General features: G+C 37.4%; 25 protein-coding genes and 1 pseudogene. 13 read left to right on the forward strand and 13 right to left on the reverse strand.

The features are described from left to right. The first annotated feature begins 76 nt into the window (after positions 1 to 76). The 3 genes from C9J29_RS00485 to C9J29_RS24150 are packed head-to-tail and all read left to right on the forward strand — an operon-like array spanning position 77 to position 745. Positions 77 to 388: a M20/M25/M40 family metallo-hydrolase gene (locus C9J29_RS00485; RefSeq protein WP_255319013.1), complete on the forward strand. Its 312-nt coding sequence runs from the start codon at positions 77 to 79 to the stop codon at positions 386 to 388. Then, a complete protein-coding gene (locus C9J29_RS00490) occupies positions 373 to 579 on the forward strand; it encodes a hypothetical protein (RefSeq protein ID WP_008174664.1) in 207 nt (68 codons plus the stop codon). The genes C9J29_RS00485 and C9J29_RS00490 overlap by 16 nt, the downstream gene beginning before the upstream one ends. 16 nt (positions 580 to 595) lie before the next feature. Then, on the forward strand, positions 596 to 745 hold the full coding sequence (locus C9J29_RS24150; protein ID WP_008174666.1) for a hypothetical protein: 150 nt from the start codon (positions 596 to 598) through the stop codon (positions 743 to 745). 102 nt (positions 746 to 847) lie between these two features. On the opposite strand, the gene C9J29_RS00495 is transcribed toward C9J29_RS24150, so the two are convergent. Beyond that, entirely contained in the window at positions 848 to 1,066 is a 219-nt protein-coding gene (locus C9J29_RS00495) for a YneF family protein (protein ID WP_004232154.1), read from the reverse strand. A 101-nt stretch (positions 1,067 to 1,167) separates the two neighbouring features. Continuing rightward, positions 1,168 to 1,593 carry a sporulation inhibitor of replication protein SirA gene (gene sirA / locus C9J29_RS00500; protein WP_025114054.1) on the reverse strand — a complete coding sequence of 142 codons (426 nt, stop codon included), beginning with the start codon at positions 1,591 to 1,593 and terminating at the stop codon, positions 1,168 to 1,170. 342 nt (positions 1,594 to 1,935) lie between these two features. On the opposite strand from sirA, the gene C9J29_RS00505 reads away from it, so the two are divergent. From C9J29_RS00505 to C9J29_RS00525, 5 genes are all read left to right on the forward strand, one after another. Further along, on the forward strand, positions 1,936 to 2,292 hold the full coding sequence (locus tag C9J29_RS00505) for a lmo0954 family membrane protein (protein WP_008174677.1): 357 nt from the start codon (positions 1,936 to 1,938) through the stop codon (positions 2,290 to 2,292). Between the two features lie 15 nt (positions 2,293 to 2,307). Then, positions 2,308 to 2,946, forward strand: coding sequence for a PspA/IM30 family protein (locus C9J29_RS00510; protein ID WP_036124247.1), 639 nt, complete (start codon positions 2,308 to 2,310; stop codon positions 2,944 to 2,946). Positions 2,947 to 3,049: 103 nt separating this feature from the next. Then, entirely contained in the window at positions 3,050 to 3,742 is a 693-nt protein-coding gene (liaF, locus tag C9J29_RS00515; protein ID WP_237068720.1) for a cell wall-active antibiotics response protein LiaF, read from the forward strand. After that, complete coding sequence (locus C9J29_RS00520) at positions 3,739 to 4,779, forward strand: sensor histidine kinase (RefSeq protein ID WP_025114050.1); 1,041 nt, start codon at positions 3,739 to 3,741, stop codon at positions 4,777 to 4,779. Before liaF ends, C9J29_RS00520 begins: the two co-directional genes overlap by 4 nt. Continuing rightward, complete coding sequence (locus C9J29_RS00525; RefSeq protein ID WP_008174684.1) at positions 4,754 to 5,386, forward strand: response regulator transcription factor; 633 nt, start codon at positions 4,754 to 4,756, stop codon at positions 5,384 to 5,386. The genes C9J29_RS00520 and C9J29_RS00525 overlap by 26 nt, the downstream gene beginning before the upstream one ends. A gap of 175 nt (positions 5,387 to 5,561) precedes the next feature. Here C9J29_RS00525 and tkt read toward each other — a convergent pair whose 3' ends face one another. Together tkt and C9J29_RS00535 are read right to left on the reverse strand one after the other, a co-directional pair. Next, positions 5,562 to 7,556: a transketolase gene (tkt, locus tag C9J29_RS00530; RefSeq protein WP_008174686.1), complete on the reverse strand. Its 1,995-nt coding sequence runs from the start codon at positions 7,554 to 7,556 to the stop codon at positions 5,562 to 5,564. Positions 7,557 to 7,681: 125 nt separating this feature from the next. Then, positions 7,682 to 7,915, reverse strand: coding sequence for a DUF896 domain-containing protein (locus C9J29_RS00535; protein WP_008174688.1), 234 nt, complete (start codon positions 7,913 to 7,915; stop codon positions 7,682 to 7,684). A 189-nt stretch (positions 7,916 to 8,104) separates the two neighbouring features. Here C9J29_RS00535 and C9J29_RS00540 point away from each other — a divergent pair, with 189 nt between their 5' ends. Continuing rightward, positions 8,105 to 8,632 (forward strand): GNAT family N-acetyltransferase, encoded by a 528-nt coding sequence (locus C9J29_RS00540; protein WP_164908682.1) that lies wholly within the window; start codon positions 8,105 to 8,107, stop codon positions 8,630 to 8,632. A gap of 124 nt (positions 8,633 to 8,756) precedes the next feature. Next, a pseudogene (gene def / locus C9J29_RS00545) lies at positions 8,757 to 9,334 on the forward strand (peptide deformylase). Positions 9,335 to 9,353: 19 nt separating this feature from the next. Here the strand turns inward: def and C9J29_RS00550 are convergent. Together C9J29_RS00550 and yneA are read right to left on the reverse strand one after the other, a co-directional pair. Continuing rightward, positions 9,354 to 10,019 carry a YneB family resolvase-like protein gene (locus C9J29_RS00550; protein WP_090001061.1) on the reverse strand — a complete coding sequence of 222 codons (666 nt, stop codon included), beginning with the start codon at positions 10,017 to 10,019 and terminating at the stop codon, positions 9,354 to 9,356. After that, entirely contained in the window at positions 10,016 to 10,333 is a 318-nt protein-coding gene (yneA, locus tag C9J29_RS00555; protein ID WP_225316244.1) for a cell division suppressor protein YneA, read from the reverse strand. Before yneA ends, C9J29_RS00550 begins: the two co-directional genes overlap by 4 nt. A gap of 163 nt (positions 10,334 to 10,496) precedes the next feature. On the opposite strand from yneA, the gene lexA reads away from it, so the two are divergent. Continuing rightward, positions 10,497 to 11,114, forward strand: coding sequence for a transcriptional repressor LexA (gene lexA, locus C9J29_RS00560; RefSeq protein ID WP_008174697.1), 618 nt, complete (start codon positions 10,497 to 10,499; stop codon positions 11,112 to 11,114). Between the two features lie 105 nt (positions 11,115 to 11,219). Here the strand turns inward: lexA and C9J29_RS00565 are convergent, their stop codons facing one another. The 4 genes from C9J29_RS00565 to C9J29_RS00580 all read right to left on the reverse strand — a co-directional run bounded on the left by C9J29_RS00565 (position 11,220) and on the right by C9J29_RS00580 (position 15,441). Continuing rightward, positions 11,220 to 11,942: a gamma-glutamyl-gamma-aminobutyrate hydrolase family protein gene (locus C9J29_RS00565; protein ID WP_043989788.1), complete on the reverse strand. Its 723-nt coding sequence runs from the start codon at positions 11,940 to 11,942 to the stop codon at positions 11,220 to 11,222. 34 nt (positions 11,943 to 11,976) lie between these two features. Beyond that, positions 11,977 to 12,729 (reverse strand): prepilin peptidase, encoded by a 753-nt coding sequence (locus tag C9J29_RS00570; protein ID WP_090001060.1) that lies wholly within the window; start codon positions 12,727 to 12,729, stop codon positions 11,977 to 11,979. 260 nt (positions 12,730 to 12,989) lie between these two features. Beyond that, positions 12,990 to 15,107: a DUF2339 domain-containing protein gene (locus C9J29_RS00575; protein ID WP_107921491.1), complete on the reverse strand. Its 2,118-nt coding sequence runs from the start codon at positions 15,105 to 15,107 to the stop codon at positions 12,990 to 12,992. An 82-nt stretch (positions 15,108 to 15,189) separates the two neighbouring features. Beyond that, positions 15,190 to 15,441, reverse strand: coding sequence for a phage holin (locus C9J29_RS00580; RefSeq protein ID WP_025114039.1), 252 nt, complete (start codon positions 15,439 to 15,441; stop codon positions 15,190 to 15,192). 238 nt (positions 15,442 to 15,679) lie between these two features. Between C9J29_RS00580 and C9J29_RS00585 the strand changes: the two genes are divergently transcribed. Together C9J29_RS00585 and C9J29_RS00590 are read left to right on the forward strand one after the other, a co-directional pair. Next, positions 15,680 to 16,681, forward strand: coding sequence for an acyltransferase family protein (locus tag C9J29_RS00585; protein ID WP_237068721.1), 1,002 nt, complete (start codon positions 15,680 to 15,682; stop codon positions 16,679 to 16,681). A gap of 174 nt (positions 16,682 to 16,855) precedes the next feature. Continuing rightward, a complete protein-coding gene (locus tag C9J29_RS00590; RefSeq protein WP_107921493.1) occupies positions 16,856 to 17,587 on the forward strand; it encodes a CPBP family intramembrane glutamic endopeptidase in 732 nt (243 codons plus the stop codon). A 15-nt stretch (positions 17,588 to 17,602) separates the two neighbouring features. Here the strand turns inward: C9J29_RS00590 and C9J29_RS00595 are convergent, their stop codons facing one another. The 3 genes from C9J29_RS00595 to C9J29_RS00605 form a co-directional block, all read right to left on the reverse strand. Further along, the gene (locus C9J29_RS00595; protein WP_008174711.1) at positions 17,603 to 18,958 is read right to left on the reverse strand and encodes a YjiH family protein; all 1,356 of its coding nucleotides are present in this window, start codon (positions 18,956 to 18,958) and stop codon (positions 17,603 to 17,605) included. 394 nt (positions 18,959 to 19,352) lie between these two features. Beyond that, the gene (locus tag C9J29_RS00600) at positions 19,353 to 20,123 is read right to left on the reverse strand and encodes an IucA/IucC family C-terminal-domain containing protein (protein ID WP_107921494.1); all 771 of its coding nucleotides are present in this window, start codon (positions 20,121 to 20,123) and stop codon (positions 19,353 to 19,355) included. Then, entirely contained in the window at positions 20,120 to 20,947 is an 828-nt protein-coding gene (locus C9J29_RS00605) for an ABC transporter ATP-binding protein (protein ID WP_043989814.1), read from the reverse strand. Before C9J29_RS00605 ends, C9J29_RS00600 begins: the two co-directional genes overlap by 4 nt. Positions 20,948 to 20,980 lie beyond the last annotated feature (33 nt).

The raw sequence follows: 20,980 nt of genomic DNA on the forward strand, positions 1-20,980 counted from the left end.
TTTACGGATCATTAGAAAATCCAAGGGGTGAATCCTTTTTAGGTAGGGCTACTCAAAGGTCCGAATCCGACATGACATCCATACAACATTTATGCTGGGTGCAGTCAAGCTTCTAAAGGCAAAAGAAAATGACATTAACGGTATAGTAAAAATCATGTTTCAGCCAGCAGAAGAAATTGGACTAGGCGCAAAGGACATGATTGAAGATGGATTACTCGAAAACCCAAAAGTAGATGCAGCCTTTGCTCTCCATGTGAGTCCTGATTTAGAAGTTGGAAAATTTGGCTACAAGCCAGGTGTAGCCGCTTCTTCACTTGATGGCTTCTTTTTGAAAATACAAGGTAAGGGTGGTCATAGCTCAGAGCTACAGAAATGTGTGGATCCTTAAAAGAAGTCGACCCAAAAGAAAGAGCCATACTCATTATTGGGAAAATGGGCGGCGGAACAGTTGCCAATATTATTCCCGATACAGCTGTTATCGAGGCAACATTAAGCTCCTTCAACCCCGATGTTGTCAAAGAAATAGTCAGTGAGGAAAACTTACAGATAAACGAAGAACCTTTAGCTGGTACATATTAGCCAGCGTGTACCAACGATGTTTATGTGGGCTGGATCAAACGGTTTAGGAAATCAAAACTATCCACTTCATAATCCAAATATTATTTTAGATGAGGGTGTTCTACCGTTAGGTGTAGCAGTTGTTGTACATAGTGCAATTAACTGGCTGAACGCTTCTCATCACTAAAAACAAGGGGATGTCTCAACCATTTTGAGACATCCCCTTTTATTATGAGTCCATGAAAAAAGCAACCAGTTACCTTAACCAGCTGCTCCTTAAAAATTCCAATTATTTTTGGAATTTATTCATTTGTGCCATCATTTGACGTACTTGCTTTTCAGACGGCGTACGACCCATTTGTGCCATCATCATACGAATCATTTGCTCATTAATAGGTGGGTTTTCTTTTAAATATTTCATCATAGCTTGACGAGCGAAATAGAAACCAAGTGCCGCTCCCGCTGCTAATGCGATAATTACGATAATAATCCAGCCCCATGTAGGCATATACAACCAACCTCCTCCACTACAATATACCGAGAAAAAACTCTCCACGCTCCATTATACACCAAATGATAGCATGTTACTATATATTGTAGTGAAATTTCCTAGTGCATTGTATACTTCATAGGTTTCAACCACCCACATTCATTATCTTGTTTATTGAAAGCAATGAATCGTTCACTCATCTTGGCAAGCATTTGAAATAAATCTAAATCTAGCATTCGTGAACCTTCACAATAAACACAAATCTTACGATCGACTAAATAAATAGCCATTTTGCCTTTTATCGGATGTTCTAAAAACAAAGCATTACGAGCTCTTTCTAAATGTGCATATTTGGAATCAAGTTGATGCTCCAACATTGCTGCTATTTCATCAAAACGAACGGATTCACATATATACGCAAGCTCTTTTAAGGATTTCTCATTGGCGTCTTCACAGCCTTGCATCATCTCTAACAACTTTCGCTCTCTGCCAAAAATAAACGTTAAATGCTCTTCTTTTATCTTATATATGGAATAGGTTCTCACCAGAAATCCTCCTTCGCTCAGTTTATTTTCCATAAGTATAGCTCATCCCATCTTGTTAATTTGTCAAACGGAGGAAGGTTTCATCTTCTATTTTTGTCGAAAAGCTTCTAGTTTAGGATCTAAAAATTACTTTATGGCAGATGATAATTAGCTCTTAAAATGAACTGCTATTTTTCAATGAAAACAAGCAAGATACACTCATTGTGTACGCCAAAAACCCACTTTTGTTGCAGCCTAGATAGTTCTCAGCCTCAAGACCTAGTAGAAAATCAATTTCGAGTCCGTTTTAGACAATCTTGTAAATAGGTAACATAAAGGTACAAACGAAAGGAGCTAAAACAAATGAGAAAATTTCTTTTATTAACTGGAGGGGTTATCGCAGCATGTGTTGCACTAGCCTTAATCGGACCATTGGCAGGCTTACTATTCTCCGGATTATTTGTAGCACTAGGGATGCATTTTTACATGGCGAGCAAGTCTAATTTTGGTAAAATCTTTTGGTTCGCGGTTGGTCTAATCGGTATCCTATCAGCAGTATCGAACATTCCTGCAATGATTGGTCTTGCAGCAATCGCAATTGTCTATGTCATTTATAAAAAATGGAATGGCGAAGATGTAAAAATCCCAACAATTGAAAATAAAAAAGAAGAAGATCCATTTACAAACTTCGAAAAAGAATGGTCAAATTTAACAAAATAAAAGGAGAGAATGAATATGAATTTATTTCAACGTTTTAGATATACAGTAGAGGCAGACTTACATCAGTTATTTGATAAGAAGGAACAAAAAAATCCAATTGCTATGTTAAATCAGTACATCCGTGAAGCTGAAAAACAAACGGAAGAAACAGGTAAATTATTAGAACGTCAAGGACAATTAAAAGAAAAGCTTGAGCAAGAATATCAACAAAATGCAGATTTACTTGCTAAGCGTGAATCTCAACTGACATTAGCACAAACTAGTGGCGAGCAAGATTTAATTGATTTTGCAACAGATGAAGTGACAGCTTACACTGCCCGTAATCATACGTTACAGGCGAGTATCGAAGCAAGTACACGTGAATATTTCGAGTTAGAGCGTAAATTTGAAACAATGAAACATAAAATTAAAGACATGAAAGTTCGTCAATTACAGTTAATGGGCAAAGAAAACGTCACTCGTGCCCATCATCAAATGGATGGTATGATTGCCAAAAATAATAAAACAAATTTTGAAGATTTGGAAGCTTATATTGATAAATTGGCTTATCAAATTGACAAAGATCATGAAGTTACAACATTTGAAGCAAGATTGGCACAATTAGAAAAAAAAGCTTCAGAGGAAAGCTCTCCACTGCTAATTGAAAATAAATAACATGTTATAATGGAAGCAATGCGCCAACTCTAACCGGCGCATTCTTTCACGTTTTAAAACAGAGGGTCCCATTCCCTCTTTTATACTATTAGTAGAAAGAAGGGTGACCCTCTTGCAAAATTTCACTACAAATAAGCTCACATTTTGGGTACTATGCTTCTTTTTACTCGTTTTTGTGGAGCTTACTATTTTTAATAATGGTGGCGCCTTTTGTTTATTGATTGGGGCCGTACTGCTTTATTTAAGCTTTTCTAAAAAAGTCCGCTTTTTTAAATGGACCGGCATATTCTTCATTGCGATTGCATTATTCACAATGTGGAGCCTCCGTCTATTCATTGTAATTATGCTCTTATATATGCTTTATCAATACTTACAACGAGAAAATGAACCAAAAATAGTTGGTGCTGAGCTTTTTGAAAAACTATCTACCTCGAAAAATGACTTAATTGGCACCATACCAGCACCAACTGAAGCATATAAATGGCAAGATGTGCAAATTCAACGTTTAGCAGGAGATATTACAGTTGATACGACGCAAACGATTTTGCCTGCTGGCACAAGTCTAATTACAATTCGTCAAGGTATCGGTAAAGTTCAAATCTATATCCCCTATGAAATACCTTTTCGTATACACTATACAACCCTATTTGGTGAGCTTACTTGCTTACATGTGGGTCCACAACGTATTTTAAATGAAAGTGTTAGCTTTTCTGATGGAAATCCTGAGGATGCAAAACGCATTTTAATTATTCATGTTGCAACATGGCTTGGAGATTTGGAGGTGCTGCGTAAATGATTGCCTTTATCTCAAGATTATTTACCTTATTATTCATTTTAATGAGCGCTACATTCGGATTGCTTGTTGCAGTATGGGGAAATCCTGATGAGAAAACTTGGGAACCTTTATGGCGACAAAATTATGATAATTTTCCTCTTGGGGGAATTATTGTAGTCAGCTTATTTGCTCTTAGCTTCCTCTTTGCCAGTTGGATTAGTATGACTGCTCGTGCCCGAGAGGCTCAAGCAACGAAAATTGTAAAGCAGTTAATCGAACCTGATTTTGTGCTTTCTAAAAAGCAAGCCCTTCCGAAACCATTAAAAAAAGCACTTGTGCAAACAAGTGAATTAATAGATACACAGCGTAAAAGTCTACAGCGCTTATCCAATGAACGTGCAGAAGCTCATGACAAAATTATACAGGAACGCATCATAGCTGAACGTCAACGTCTGGCTAGAGAATTACATGATTCTGTGTCGCAGCAATTATTTGCGGCCTCCATGTTGCTTTCTGCATTAACGGAAAATGACGAAAATGCGACTAGCTTAAAGCAAGTGGAAAAAATAGTTCAGCAAGCACAGCTCGAAATGCGTGCATTATTATTACACTTACGACCTGTTGCACTTCGCAATAAAACACTTGCGCAAGGCTTAGAGGAATTAATTATTGAGCTTCAGCAAAAGGTTTACTTCCATATTGAATATGAGCTAGAAGAAATGGCATTAACGAAAGCAGAAGAAGATCACCTATTCCGCATTGCCCAGGAAGCCCTCTCTAATACACTTCGACATGCCAAAGCCAGTGAGGTTGAATTGTTGCTTGTTGCACGAGATGACTTAGCCATTTTACGCATTCAAGATAATGGTTTAGGCTTTGATGTAGAGGCAGATAAATCCACTTCTTACGGCTTGCAAAATATTGCGGAACGAGCTGTTGAAATTGGCTGCACATATAAAATTGTGTCAGTCCCTGAAGAAGGAACGATTGTCGAAGTTAAAATTCCACTACATAAAGAGGAGGTCAATGACAATGATACAAGTGCTCATAGTGGATGATCATGAAATGGTGCGTATCGGCGTTTCGGCGTACTTATCCGCACAGCCAGATATTACAGTTGTGGGAGAGGCTGAAAACGGGCAAGAAGCAGTTGAGCGTGCCCTTGCCCTAAAGCCTGATATTATTTTAATGGATAATGTTATGCCCATTATGACTGGTGCTGAGGCAACAGCAGAAATTTTAGCCGCCTGGCCAGAGGCAAAAATCATGATGGTGACTAGCTTTTTAGATGATGACAAAGTCTACCCTGCTTTAGAGGCAGGAGCAGTGAGTTATATATTAAAAACATCTAATGCAAAACAAATTGCGGAAGCCATTCGTAAAACAATGGGTGGCGAAACGGTATTAGAACCAGAAGTTACATCTAAAATGATGCACCGTATGCGCCACGGCAATAATACACCCCTTTACGACCATCTTACTGACCGTGAAATGGAAGTTTTATTGCTAATGGCACAAGGCAAAGCCAATCAGGAAATTGCTGACGAGCTATATATTGCTTTAAAAACTGTCAAAACACATGTAAGCAATATTCTAGCAAAGCTTGAGGTTCAAGATCGCACACAAGCCGTTGTCTATGCCTTTCAGAATGGGCTTGCGAAATAATTTCTACATAAAAAACTGCATAACCATATGCAGTTTTTTTAATTAGACATATTTTAGAAGACCCTTGCCACCGGATGTATTCCTTTAGTGATACGACAGCCAATAGTAAAAAAAATACCGCAACACCCTGCGAATTCATACGTACGCTGAGTGTTGTGGTATTTTATTAAAAATCTTATAGTGCTTTTACTTTTGCAACTACATTCTCTACAGTGAATCCGTATTTTTCCATTACAATTTCCCCTGGAGCTGATGCGCCAAATTTATCGATTGCAAGCACATCACCTTCAAAGCCGGTATATTTATGCCAGCCGAATGATGCACCCATTTCAATCGCAAGACGTTTAGTGACAGCTTTTGGTAAAACAGATTCTTTGTAAGCAGCATCTTGTTTTTCAAAGCGGTCCATAGATGGCATTGAAACGACAGCTACATCCATGCCTTCAGCTTTTAATGCTTTTTGTGCCTCAACAGCAAGTGAAACCTCTGAGCCTGTTGCAATTAAAATCGCATCCGCTACTTCTTTAGTAGCAGGAGATACTGTGTAAGCACCCTTCGTCACACCTTCACGTACTGTTTCAATAGAAGCGTTAAGTACAGGTAAGTTTTGACGAGACAATACTAATACTGTTGGCGTATTTTCTGATGCAACGGCAAGCTCCCATGCAACAGCTGATTCATTGGCATCCGCAGGACGAACAACAGATAAATTAGGCATTGCACGTAATGATGCAAGGTGTTCGATTGGTTCATGTGTTGGACCATCTTCTCCTACAGCAATCGAGTCATGTGTAAATACATACGTTACAGGAAGACCCATTAATGCTGAAAGGCGAACTGCCGGACGAACATAATCTGAGAACACGAAGAATGTACCACCAAATACATTTAAACCACCGTGAAGTGCCATACCGTTTAAAGCAGCGCCCATTGCAAATTCACGAACACCAAACCAGATGTTGCGACCAGCATAATCGTCTGCAGAAAAATCGCCTGCACCCTTCATCGTTGTTTTATTAGAGCCTGCAAGGTCAGCAGAGCCACCAAAGAATGATGGTGTTTTCTTAGCGATAGCATTAATCGCATCACCAGAAGAAGAACGTGTTGCTACAGATTTACCAGCTTCATACACTGGTAATTCAGAAGCGAAGTCTGCTGGTAATTCACCATTCATAGCATGTTCAAATTGAGCTGCTAACTCTGGGAATTCTTGTTTATAAGCAGTAAATTTCGCATTCCAAGCTTCTTCAGACTGTGCTCCTTGCACTTCAGCTGCAGCATTAAACGTATCATATACTTCAGCAGGGATTTGGAAAGGCTCGTGTGCCCACTCATAAGCAGCTTTTGTTAATACCACTTCATCTGTACCAAGTGGAGCACCATGAGAATCTGCTTTACCCGATTTATTTGGAGAACCGAAACCAATCACTGTTTTCACTTCAATCAATGTTGGTTTGCCAGTTGATTTTTTAGCTTCTTCAATAGTTGCATTAATCGCATCAACATCTGTGCCATCTGCAACTTTTAAATAATTCCAACCATAAGATTCAAAACGTTTTTGTACGTTTTCTGAGAATGACTTTTCTAAGTCACCATCTAAAGAAATATCATTAGAATCGTAAAGCACGATTAATTTTTCAAGTTTTAAGTGACCAGCTAATGAAATAGCCTCTGCTGCAACGCCTTCCATTAAGTCACCATCACCACATAATGCAAATGTATAGTGGTCAACGATGTCATGACCTGGTTTATTGTAAGTAGCTGCTAAATGACGCTCAGCCATTGCCATACCTACAGTCATGGCAATACCTTGTCCTAGAGGACCAGTTGTCGCTTCCACACCTACTGTATGACCATATTCAGGATGTCCTGGTGTTAATGAATCCCATTGGCGGAAGTTTTGAATTTCCTCCATTGGTAAACCATAGCCGCCTAGATGAAGTAGGCTGTATAGAAGCATGGAACCATGACCAGCTGATAATACAAAACGATCGCGATTATACCATTTTGGGTTCACTGGATTATGGCGTAATTGTTTTGTCCAAAGCGTATAAGCCATTGGCGCTGCCCCCATTGGTAAACCTGGGTGACCAGAATTTGCTTTTTCAATAGCATCGATTGACAAAGTTCGGATAGCATTAATTGCTAATAAATCCGCATGTTGAGTCATTATATTGTGACATCCTTTCTCGTCCTATAATTGTTCTTCTACAGTTTAGTCAACATTGCTTTAGAAAACAATGCTTTTGTAATACTATTTGTATTTTCATACATACTTTATTGAATTGTGTCACATTAATTTAGAAATTTATTTTTTTTCGCTTGTCTTACCTTCTCAGGCGTGACATCATTTCCTTCTGCATCAACCACTTTTACGTTTTCAATCGTATCACGCATTGTTGCTCTAAATGTATCTAAGTATTCCTTACGAAGCGCTGTTCGCTCCTTTGCCTCTTCATCCGTTAGTTGACCGCTTTTCGCTTTAGCAGAAAGTTCATTTATACGGTTAATTTTTTCTTTTGATAACATCGTTACACACCTTTCAGTACCTACCTTATTGAACTCAGTATGCAAAGTATAGCACGGTTTCCCATTAAATGCAGTTATACCAACCCCTATTCAAGCTGTTGAAATAAAAAATACATGACTTCCAGATGTTTGAAGTGTATAAATATTATATGGAAGGAAAAATTTAACTATCTATTGGAGGATATACATGTGAACGTGACAACTAAGCGATTACTCATTCGAACATTTCAAGAGCAGGACTGGGAAGCTGTTTATAGCTATACTTCAGATGAAAAAGTGATGCACTATATGCCTGAAGGTGTTTTCAATGAAGAACAGGCAAAGAAATTTATTGCAGAAAATAGTAACGACAAAGCAAAACATTTTGCTATTGTTTCAAATAATTGCGAGCAAGTGATTGGTCATATCGTTTTCCATCCTTGTTTCGGCGATCATACTTATGAAATCGGTTGGGTACTAAATCCAGCTTATCAAAATCAAGGCTTTGCTTCTGAAGCTGCTCGTGCTGTATTAGACTATGGATTTAATGAAAAGAAACTTCATAGAATTATTGCAACGTGTCAGCCCGAAAATATCGCTTCCTATAAAGTTATGGAAAAGATCGGAATGAGGCGTGAAGGATATTTTAAAAAGTGTATACCATATGGGAATGAATGGTGGGACGAATACTATTACGCAGTTTTACGTGAAGATTGGAGTATTTTATTAGAAGATTAGAAGAACGTTAAACGCTTGTGAAAATGCGCGCCTATAAACGTTGTTGGGCACTGCATCTATGATCCGACCATACAATTTAGCTTGATGAACTTCTGAAGAAGTCCTATTGAGGAGGTATGTTTCGATGGCAAAATTTCATCCTGATTACATGATTACTATGAAAGATTTTGTAAAAGAACACTCAGACCTATTACGAAAACAAACGCAAGACGTTGCCATACCAGTTCCCTTAGAGGACCGACATATATTATTTTCTATGCTTCAATATTTAAAAACAGCCAAGACCCGATTTTAATAAAAAAGTATAAACTCCGTCCTGGTAGTGGCCTCTCTGCCAATCAAATTGGCGTAGATAAGAGAATGTTTGCTGTATTTTTTGAGAATCACGACCAAAAACATGAAATGATGTTCATTAACCCAAAAGTAATGAGCCATTCTTTCAATATGATCTATTTGCCTGAGGGTGAAGGGTGTCTGTCTGTTAATCGACCTGTTCACGGTTTTGTACCAAGATATGAACGAATTAAAGTAAAAGCCTATAATATTGATGGACAGGAATTTATTATGTCTTTAAAAGGCTATGAATCTATCGTTGTACAACATGAAATCGATCATTTAAACGGCATTATGTTTTATGATCGAATTAATAAAGATAACCCTTTTCAGCTACCTAAAAATGTTATTATTGAAAGCTTATATTAAAAAAAATTAGCGGGCTATATTATTTGCCTGCTAATCTTTCTTGATGCTCTTGGAATCGGCGATGTACGGTTGCCTTACTTACCTCAAAGCCTAGTCCTCTAAGCGTAATGGAAATTTCCTCAAAGGTAAAACCACGATTCCGTAGCTTCACAATTTCATCAACAGGGAGCTCTTTACGTTCCTGACCATGTGGATTGCCACGATTGGATAGGTTATTTTCAGGGCGATAGCCATTTTCAACAGCACGTCGCATACCTCTGCGGATTTTTGCATTATGTATTCTACGTTGATATTCCTCTACAATTGCTAAAATCTCTAGTAGCATCGTATCCATTTCGTTTAATTGGACTGGTCCTGCATCACGCATCGAATAAACATCTGTTGCTGATTTTTGTAATAAATGCAATACTGCCATTCTTGCATTTCCACGACCTAAACGAGTTTCATCTTGTACAAAAAGAGCTTTTATTTCCTTCTCTTTTATAAAATCAAGCATTTCAAGTAAGCCTTCGCGTTCAACATCATAACCGCTATGCTTATCTTTAAAAACACCCTTTACTTCATAGCCTTGTTCTTTAGCATAGTGCACTAATTCTTCTTGTTGGCGCTCTAATGAGGAGCTTTGCGTTTCTTTTTCAGTACTTACTCGGCAATAGACAACAGCCGTCATTTGATTATTTTTCATTGTTCGTTTCTCGCAATTTCAATAGTTTTGATGGGACTGGCTTGATCACTCAAAACTGGAATGACTAGAGATTTACCTGCCACGATTTTAATGTCTGCTAACTCATTTTCTGATTTGACAAGCTTAATCCAATCTTCTTTACTCATTTTACCACGGTATTGTTCTGCTAACGACCACAAGCTATCCCCATGTTCGATTTGAATTTCAGCGTAATTAACATCCCCCGGATCAGTGATGTAAAGGTAACTTGCGAAGAGTAAACAAGCACCTAATAATATAGTGATATGTGTATTTTTCTTTAGCCATGTCATCATTAAAACCTCATTTCTAGAATGTTTGTTCGGAATGTATGTTCTCATAATAAAGCGAACAAACGTTTTTGTCAAACACTTTTCGAACCTATGTTTGCATACGTGTTCGCATTCTGTTATACTATCAAATAAGAAGATTGATATTAGAAAAAAGAGGTGAGCAATCATGAAAAAAGTATCGAAAAGACAAGAGGACATTTTAGCGTTCATTAAAGACGAGGTACGAGCTAAAGGGTATCCGCCATCAGTCCGTGAAATCGGGGAAGCTGTTGGACTTGCTTCAAGTTCAACTGTTCATGGTCATTTGGCTCGATTAGAACAAAAGGGTTTTATTCGTCGAGATCCAACTAAGCCACGTGCTATTGAAATTCTTGAGCCTGAGGAATCCATCCAAAAGCAACATGTCATCCATGTACCACTTGTAGGGAAGGTTACAGCAGGTTCTCCTATTACAGCTATCGAAAATATTGAAGAGTATTTCCCACTGCCAGATACATATGGCACGAGTGAGGATCAGTTATTCATGTTAGAAATTATGGGTGAATCGATGATTGAAGCAGGAATTTTAGATGGTGACTTAGTGATCGTAAAGCAAAAGTCAACGGCCATTAACGGAGACATTGTTGTAGCCATGACAGCTGAGGATGAAGCTACTGTAAAACGCTTCTTTAAGGAAAAAAACCATTTCCGTTTACAGCCTGAAAATTCATCAATGGAACCGATTATCGTCGATCAAGTATCAATTTTGGGACAAGTTGTTGGTCTTTACCGCCGTGTACATTAATTAAATGAGGGTTTGAGGATTGTGTTCCTTCACTGAGCATATATCCTCTTTTTTACGCAAAAAAAAGAATCCATTAACTATTGGATTCTTTTTACAATGACCTCTCTATGCTTCTTTTTTAAATTTCAAGCTCGCTTCAACAAATGCTGCAAATAACTTTTGTGCATGCTGATCTCCCGCTACAGCTAATTCCTCTGGGTGCCATTGGACAGCCAAACAGAATGGTAATTCTTCATGCACCACTGCTTCAATAATGCCATCACTTGATTTCGCTGCAACTTTTAAATTCTCCGCTAGTACATTCACTGACTGATGATGAAAAGAATTGACGGCAATTTTCTCTTGTTCCAGAATAGTCGCTAATAAATTCTCCGCAATAATTTGTACATAATGCGTTGCTACTGACCTACCAGCTTGTTGCATATGTTTGATTAGCTTCGTACTATAATGGTCACTATCAATGTCCTGATATAACGTCCCACCTAATGCAACATTTAATATTTGGATACCCCGACAAATGCCAAAAATAGGCATTTTCCGTACAAATGCAGCCTCAATTAATGCTAATTCCACGGCATCTCTAGCTGGATGAATTTTACCTAGCTTTGGTGAAGGCTCCGCTCCAAATAGAAAAGGATGTACATCATAGCCTCCCGATAGCATTAAGCCATCCGTAAGGGCTAAAATTTGAGCAGCATCTTCCTCCACACCTAACGGAATAATAAGGGGGATACCACCCGCCTTAATAATACTTTTGCTGTAAGCAGCATTTAAATGAGCTGATAAATCATCTTCTACAAAAGCTGTAATTCCAATAATCGGCTTCACTTGATTCCCCTCCACAACATTGAAGATTAAACACTTACCAATAACCTAAATACCAATTGATGAACGAATCTCCGTAGAAATAAACAATAGTAGCGGCTAATGCAATAGATGGACCAAAGGGAATATGTGTTTGTCTTCCTTGTTTATGCTTTAATAAGACAACTATTCCGATTATCATACCTATGATAGCGGCAATAAATAAAGTCAACAACGTATGAATAGTACCGAGAACGAGACCAATTAAAAAGAAGAATTTAATATCGCCCCCTCCCATTCCACCTTTCGATAAGACCGCAATACTGTATAATATGCCAAAACCAACGAGTGCACCCACTAGGCTGTCCCACCAAGGTGTTAAGGGTGACAGTACACGTCCTATGACCAAAAAAGGCAAAAAGAATAAAAGAATCTTATCTGGAATTAACAGATAGATAAAATCTGAAACAACTATAATGACTAACAATGAGATGAACGATAAAGCTACTATAAATTCTAAACTCCAGTTTAGCTCCAAATAAGCAAAGGCGAATAAACCCCCAGTTAACAATTCTATCACTGGATATAGCCAAGAAATTTTAAAGCCACAGCCTCTACATGTTCCTCTTAAAAACAGATAAGACAATACTGGCACTAAATCAAGAGCCGTCAATTGTCTCTGACAGCTCGTACAATGGGAGGAAGGATATACAAGAGACTCCTTCCGCGGCACACGTAAGCCAACTACATTATAAAAAGAGCCAAAGACTAGACCAACTAAAAAAATGATAATTGTATAAGCCATTTCCAAATTTATGTCCTCCTAAACCAATAGGCGCCCATACAATAAGTATGATGCGCCTATTCATATAATTATTGTAGTCTTGCTCAGCAATCCACGTATCGAATGTTATTCAAAACAATGGACATTGAAAATGAGTGATGTATTTGAAGAATATTTCATAAAAGGTTTGAAGTCATACGGTACGAAGAAAGAGGGAGTAGAGTAAGAGTAGTATCAGTTTAGCACAATATAAAAGAGATTCCAAAAATCATTGGAATCTCTTCAATTTATTTCCTCAGCAACCTACCTGACAACAGCATGCCAATGCCACCAATTGTTATAAATAGAACAGCTCTAATTAATAAATCAAGGGCTGATAAGTCAAAGAAAATAAGCTTGATAAACGCAATGACTAAAATAACAAAACCTGTAGTACGAAGCGTTTTTAAATGTTGTGTGGAACTAAGCCATAGCGAAATGCTCGCTGTGAGGAATAATGTAATCGTTGTAAGAGCTATACTTAGCTTCCAATCAAGTAGATGACTATACGTAAATTGATGAACAAGCCCCCATATTGAGATCATTGTGAGTACGACACCTGAGCTAACAATAGTGTCTACATATTTCCCCATTCGCTCTTCATACAGCCGATAAATACGGCCCTTTACTAGAACGTCTACAATAATCGCCATAATTACTGCTATATAAACTAATCTGGTCATCATATTTAAGCTATCCATCATAGAAGGCTTTGTGCTGATCATCAAAGATAATACTATAAAGAATGCTCCAAGGACAGGTGTTAAAGCACGCCCTTTGAATTTCTCTGACACGAGCAGAGATCCTGCAAACAAAGCAGCTAGTGCAATACACATCAAATACTGAATACCATTTGTTGCCGCGAAATAGGCTGAATCTAGTTTGCTCATATATGCTAAGAAGTAGCCTGTGGCTATTACTGCTAAAATATCTATGGCATATAAATCCTTCATGACTTTCTCAAAAGGTGATAACGTTTCTTTTGGGCGTCTAGCATACAAGTAAATGACTACTAGATAAATAATTGGCATGAACAGACTTAAATGCTCAAAGCTAATAAATGGTGTCGGTTCATGGAAAATGAAGTTTAGCAATAATGTAATCACAAGGAAAAATGATGTGACTACCTTCATCATACTGGCACGTAATCGTAAGCTCATCATTACACCTGCAAAAGCGATCAATGGATATAGTAAATCATCCACTTTATCAGGGATATTCATAATAAGTAGCGTATTACATACGGCAATAAACGCGAGTGTTATAGCACTATCAAATACTTCCTGCCATTTTTGACGATGACTATAAAACGCTAATGCTATTAATAAACCAATGAAAATAAGTAGCACCGCTTCTCCATATTCGAGTGAACGTATGATCAGGTTCATCAGCAATAAACTAAATGACCCTAACGAAAATTGGAGGCCAATATGAAGAGGTTTCCATTTAGATTGTGCATTATATAATCGACACCAGCTTACATAAAAGATTGCTAGTATAGCAAGTAAACCAAAAGCAAAGACAACTTGCTTGTCATGATTCATAAATGCTACAACACCTATTGCTAGCACTGAGAAAAAGGTTGAAATATAAAGAGCAAGCTTTTGCTTGTGCTGTTGGACAACCAATTGCAGCATGGCAAATAAAACGATAACAAATAGTAAAATAATGACGGCACTAAAGTCCATATATTCTAATAAATAAGGTAGTAATAACGAGGTAAAAGCAACAAAAATAGTTAATGCCTCATTTTTCTTTAAGTAACTTATGGCAATACCATAGCCAATATAAAGAACCGTAATACCAAGCGCTGGTGTAAGATGGATGATTTCATACAAAATGGCACTAGCTGCAGTCGTTAATATCCCAACAATGAATGCTCCACCATATAATGAGACCGTAATAGCAGGTGAGCCTACTTTTCTACGTTCCAGAATATAAGCGATAATCGCCAATCCTACCGATAATGAATAGGCAAGGATGATTTTCACGCCATTCGATAAATAACCATAGTCACTAACAAGTTTGAGACCCCAAAGTACCCCCATAACTAAAATAACCATGAATACTTTTGGAAGTGCCCACATAACACGTTCCTCCATCGATGGCTGTGGTTGCACCTCTTTTTGTGCTGTTTTGACTGGGGTAGACTTCGGCTCCACTGTCGGTTTCGGTGTTGGTGTTGGTGTTGGTGTTGGTGTTGGTGTTGGTTGTATTGGAACCGATTGCTCGATCATGGACTGTCTTGCATCAAGAGTATTTATTTTTTCATTGCTTTGAATTCGCCTTAATTCACTTAACTCCTGACGTAAATCTGCCATTTCCTCCTCAAGTTTAGCCACTCTTCGTTCCATTTCAAGGGACATTCAATCATCCTCCCCACTTTATCAATTTTCTAACATTATAACATATTTATCCTTATTGTAAAATTACACTTTTTTGAATAATTTATCGTGGTCTCCTATACATTAATGCCTTTTCACTATCACTTGTACCTTTTGTCGTTGGGTCCACTATGACACCCATTAATACAAGAATAGATAGAACTGTATTTAAAATAGATGCAATTTGCTCACTCATTGCAGCTGTCAAATCAAAGCCGAAAATCGCCCCTACTTGTTGTGCGAGTAAGAGTAACAATGAAAATAGCCCTAGTAAAAATGGTATATGTTGAAGACGAACCTTCCAGTTAATTCTCATAAAAGCTCACCTCCCCCCCTCTTGACCCAGTATATGCAGGGAGGTTATGTGACACATATGCAAAAATGGAGCTTTTGACAAGTTTACTAGGTGTTTTTAATAATAATTTGCGAACTAAACTATTTTCGAGTGACGAGACAGACCAGTTGTAACCAGAATGCCAAATTCATATAGTTAGTTAGGTTGCATCCTGGAGGAGATGCTCGCCAATTTACTGAAATCGAGGGTGATTGAGATAGTGTACGAGTGGAACGCATTGAGAACTATTGCTTGTTTAAGTATTGTGCTATTGCACGCAACGACAAATATTGAAATTATTAATGGCTTTATTGATCAACCATTCTATCAATTTTTTAGACTATTACTATGTGCCGCTACACCCATTTTCATTTTATTATCTATACTAATATTAGCTAATCGCTATCAACATCAGCTACCTTCCCATTTTTTATGGCATCGATTTCAGTTTATTGTCATGCCGTTTGTAGCTGCTGGTATTTTATATGCGGCTAATGCAGCCTTTCATTATCACGAAAATTTTTGGAATGCCTTGTATCGTCACATTATTTTAGGGGATTTTTCTGGCTGGTTTGTCATGACCATTTTTCAGCTCTATATTCTCTTTTTTATTGTGAAAAAATATCAGCTATCCAGTATATGGTTTGCTCCTATTATGTTCTTACTGGGGATTTTTTATATGACACTAGCAAAATTAAATCTAGATACCTTCGTAGAAAATGATCATTTTATGCGACTGCTCTTCATAGGCTGGCTTCCTTATTTTGTATTTGCCTATTTCATTGGTCGTCATTATGAAAAATTCACGTATTATATCGTTAAATATAAGTTCTTTACCGTTTTATCGGTCATACTTGCAACAGTCATGATCTATATAAATTATTATTTAGGCGACCAGCAAATTACATCACGAAGAATCGATATGATGCTATTCGTGTTAGCGATGACGATTTTTATTTTAGCGTTTGCTCAAATTTTGCCTAAGCTCCCCTTCATCCATATCATCAGTCGTTATTCCTTTGGTATCTTTTTAATTCACTGGCTTATTCAAGAATATCTAGCACCCTATAGTGCCTTACTCCCTACTACTTCTCTACAAGTTACTTCACTTTTTCTAGCTACTTTACTCGTCTGTATGCTGCTCATAAAAATTATTTCCTTTCTCCCCTTTAGTGCTTACTTGATCGGCAAATCTCACCAAAAAAAGCCAATCCGTGATTAAGGTAAAAATTTGCTACAATGGATAATAGTTCATTAATTATGGCGAGTACATTTATTACGTGTTGAGAATTTTAACATCATTTTAGAATGTATTTCCCTATACTTTTCGGAAGTACTTTCTTTTAAGTGTCTTCTTATTAATTACTGCTAGCATGATTAGGAGGAAATGAACAGAATGAAACAAAAAGTGATTGCCAAAATAATTGGCTTAGAGTTTCTTATCATACTTTTCTATGTTGGTAACGGAGCTTTTGTTTCTATTAAACAACCATCTGGCCCTTTGTTACAGTTTGTTATGTTAGTTCCGCTAGCATTGGGACTCTTCTTTTATATTGCTCTGAAAAAAAACTGGCAAATGTATTTCTTTCATCCCATTCAAAAGAATCATTTATTAATGATTTTACCGCTACTTTTCGTTTTAGGAATCATCTTTGTAAGTACAAAAGGATTAAATCTCACATCATTTAGCGATCTTATTTTTATGTTTTTAATGCAAGTGCTTATTGTGGCATTTATAGAAGAGACCGTATTTAGGGGCCTTATGCTGCGAATACTTCTTGCCAAAGGTGCATTTACAGCGGTATTCATTTCTAGTTTATTGTTTGGCATTACACATGCTTTACAATTACTTGGTGGGCAATCGCTTGAAGATACTATTATGCAAATCATCTATGCCCTTTTAGTGGGCCTTGTTCTTTCTTTACTTATTTTAGATGGGCAATCGATTATTATTACGATTCTTTTCCATGGATTCAATAATTTCTTTAACTTTATGGGAAATGTAGAGAGCCCTACGCTTAGTGGTTATCTTATTATTTTAGTGTTATTTGTCTATATACTTGTTTTATGGAAGCGAGTAAAGAAATCCTATGCTATTAATTTCATGAAAAATGCCAAGTCCACCTAGGGCTTGGCATTTTGATTAGAATAAAAGGTGTCCCACTAATGCAGCAATTGGAAGTGAGATAAGTGTACGTAATATAAATATCACCACTAAATCGAAAAATTTCAATGGAATTTTCGTACCTAAAATAAGTCCACCCACCTCAGACATATAAATTAACTGTGTGACAGAAACAACTGCTATGACAAATCTAGTGGTATCAGATTCAATACCCGCACCTAAAATAGAAGGGAGGAACATATCAGCAAAGCCCACCACCATTGTTTGTGCAGCTTCTGCCGCTTCTGGTAAGCCAAGTACCGTTAAAATAGGCTCGAAGGGTTTGCCTAAAATCACAAAGATACTTGTAAATTCAGCCAGCATCAGAGCAACCGTACCAAAAGCCATTACAATAGGCGCAACACCTATCCATAAATCAATGACATTTCTAGATCCATCTTTTATAAATTTGCGTGGATCACGATTGGCATGGGCAACAGCTAGTGCATTTTCTAAACCATGTGAGACTAAATTATAGCCCTCTGGTAATTCCTCACGTGAATAGTCTACAGGCGTACCATCTATATAGGTATCTTCCTTTTGTGCAAGTGGATAGATACGAGGCATAATAATCGCTAATACAATTCCACAAAAGACAACTGTTAAATAGTAAGGAATAAAATAGCGTGCCAAATGAACCGTATCCAATACTACGATACAAAATGTAATAGATACTACAGAGAAGCTTGTTGCAATAATGGCTGCTTCTTTTTTGGTGTAGTTCCCCATTTCATATTGTTTACTTGTCATTAACACACCAATCGTTCCATCACCGACCCATGATGTAAGGGCATCAATGGAAGATCGTCCTGGACTTTTAAATAGGGGGCGCATAATTCTCACCATCATTGTACCGAAAAATTCAAGAAGTCCGAAATTAGTCAAAAACGGCAGAAGGAATCCTGCAAACAAGAAGATGGTAAATAAAAATGTTACAAGTCCACCATTAGGGTCCATCAGTAATCCACCAGTATTTTCGTTATTGATGGCAAAAGGACCAAAGTTAAAGACAACCATCGAAGCAAAAACTAAGCCGATACAGCGGGTAATCGTCCAAAACCAATTAACATAAAACAATGTATCTAAAATACTTGGCTCTTTCACGTTTTTACGTGGTATAAATTTAGCCATAAGTGCGCCAATTGCTGAAATGGCAAACATAATAATTGTAAAATAACTAATGATAGGAGCAACAATAGTTGCTAAAACATTTGCTAAAATCGCAATCGGTACCTTCCAGCCTTCTTCTGTTAAGACAGGTGTCATAAATAAAAAAATACCAATTAAAGAAGGGATAATAAAATAAACATATGTAGAAACAGCATACTTTTTCATTTTTTGATTAAAACCTCATTTCTATTAAGCATGAAATTGCAATTTGATCTATTTCCCAATCTACTATTCTACGAGCTCGACATGTTGTGTCCATTCAAATTCTCCCCTCATACCTTGTTAAAATACTATTACAAAAACAATTGAGTTTTGAGCTTTAAACAGAAAAACACTTACATCATTCATGTTTTTATAACATTACTTTGTTATAAAACTAGTTAAAAGCCACAAGTAAATTGGTTAAAACTTACAGCTAATTGAATTTTTATACAGACAAACTACTGACACTTCAATCTAGTATAACAATATTTCAACATAACAAACAGAAATTTTTTAGGAAAAAAAAGTGAATAAACACGACATTTATTCACTTTGAGGAATGATATACTTTATGAGGTTAAACGAGCCTTTTGATTTTAGGACAGGAGATACAATAGTCATTTGTTTCGTCAGATGTATGATAATAAAAACAACATGTTTTTCTTAAGCGTATAGGGTGCTTGGATTCCTTTATCTTCACTTTCGGTCCACAATATTTCGTCAAAGGATTCTTCTTCTCGCCAAAGAGAGCACCTGGTGCCTGATTTACAATGTAGTCATAGTCCTCTTGTAGGCGATTGATTTCTTGCTCATTGGCCCCTTCTCTTATTTTCGTTTCGTATAGCCAATTGACATAAATAGCGGTATTTTCCCATAAAATTGTTTTTGGAATTTTACTTATTTTCGTTAATGACTGCCACACTTTTGCTAGATTATCCGCAAAAATCCCTTTAAGCACCTCGTCACGCCATGCGTTACGATCTGTTGTAGGTTCTGACACCGTATGATCAATAAACCGAACGTTAGGCAGCCATGGTTTCGCATGACCTTCTGCTTCTACCCAAATATTTTCGATAGCAACTTGTAGCCCTTTATCATATCTCGACATGGCATAGAATGCTGAAGCCATCGTCAAAACACTATAGCGCTTTCCAAATAACGATGCCGTCACTAATAAAGAAGGCGATTGAAAAAAAGGAGCGATTGTTTGTAAATAGACTAGAGCCTGTTCAGCGTCCAATAGATTTTTGGCACTTATGGAGTAAGTAGCGTCTATTGCTGGCTCAAACGTCAATCGATAATCCCTTAATAATATTGGTATTTCTTCAGCTGACAGTTTGTTGCTCAAGTGGCCGCAACCTCCTCAAATGCTTCCATCTGAACTGTTCGTCCCTTACCATGCGGAACACATAACGGCGTTCCAAATAGAGGGTCTCTCATTATGGTACAGTCCATCCGAAAGACAGCTTGTACCATCTCAGGTGTCACCACTTCCTCTGGCTTACCTTGTGCGTACACCTGTTTATTTTGCACAGCTACAATATGATGAGCATAACGACAAGCTAAGTTTAAATCGTGCAATACCATAACAACTGTACGGCCTTCATTTTCATTTAAATCAAATAGTAAATCTAAAATTTCTACTTGATGAGCCATATCTAAATAAGTTGTAGGTTCATCAAGTAAAATAAGATCTGTTTTTTGAGCTAATGTCATAGCAATCCACACACGCTGGCGCTGCCCCCCGGATAATGCATCTACTGGGCGATCTGCAAATTCGGTCATCTGTGTCACCTCAAGAGCATTGTTCACAATATTTTCATCCTCTGTAGACCATTGCTTTAACCAGCTTTGATGAGGATAACGACCTTGTTTAATCAATTGTTGAACAGTTAATCCTTCTGGCGCAACAGGTCCCTGTGGGAGAATGGCTAAACGTTTTGCCACCTCTTTAGTTGAAATCGCATCTAGTGGATGATCTTCTAAAAAAATTTCACCCGACTTTGGTTTTTGCAGTCGGGCAAACGTTCTTAGGAGCGTAGATTTTCCACAACCATTGGCACCTACTAGTACCGTAATTTTCCCTTTTGGTATTTGAAGATTCAAATCTTCCAAAATAAGATTTTCACCATAGCTAACATCTAGATTTTGTACTTCTAAGACGTTTTTCAAAATCCCTTCACCTTCTTCTCTCACGCTTTTAAC

The organism is Lysinibacillus fusiformis (genome assembly GCF_003049525.1).
Taxonomy (GTDB): domain Bacteria; phylum Bacillota; class Bacilli; order Bacillales_A; family Planococcaceae; genus Lysinibacillus; species Lysinibacillus fusiformis.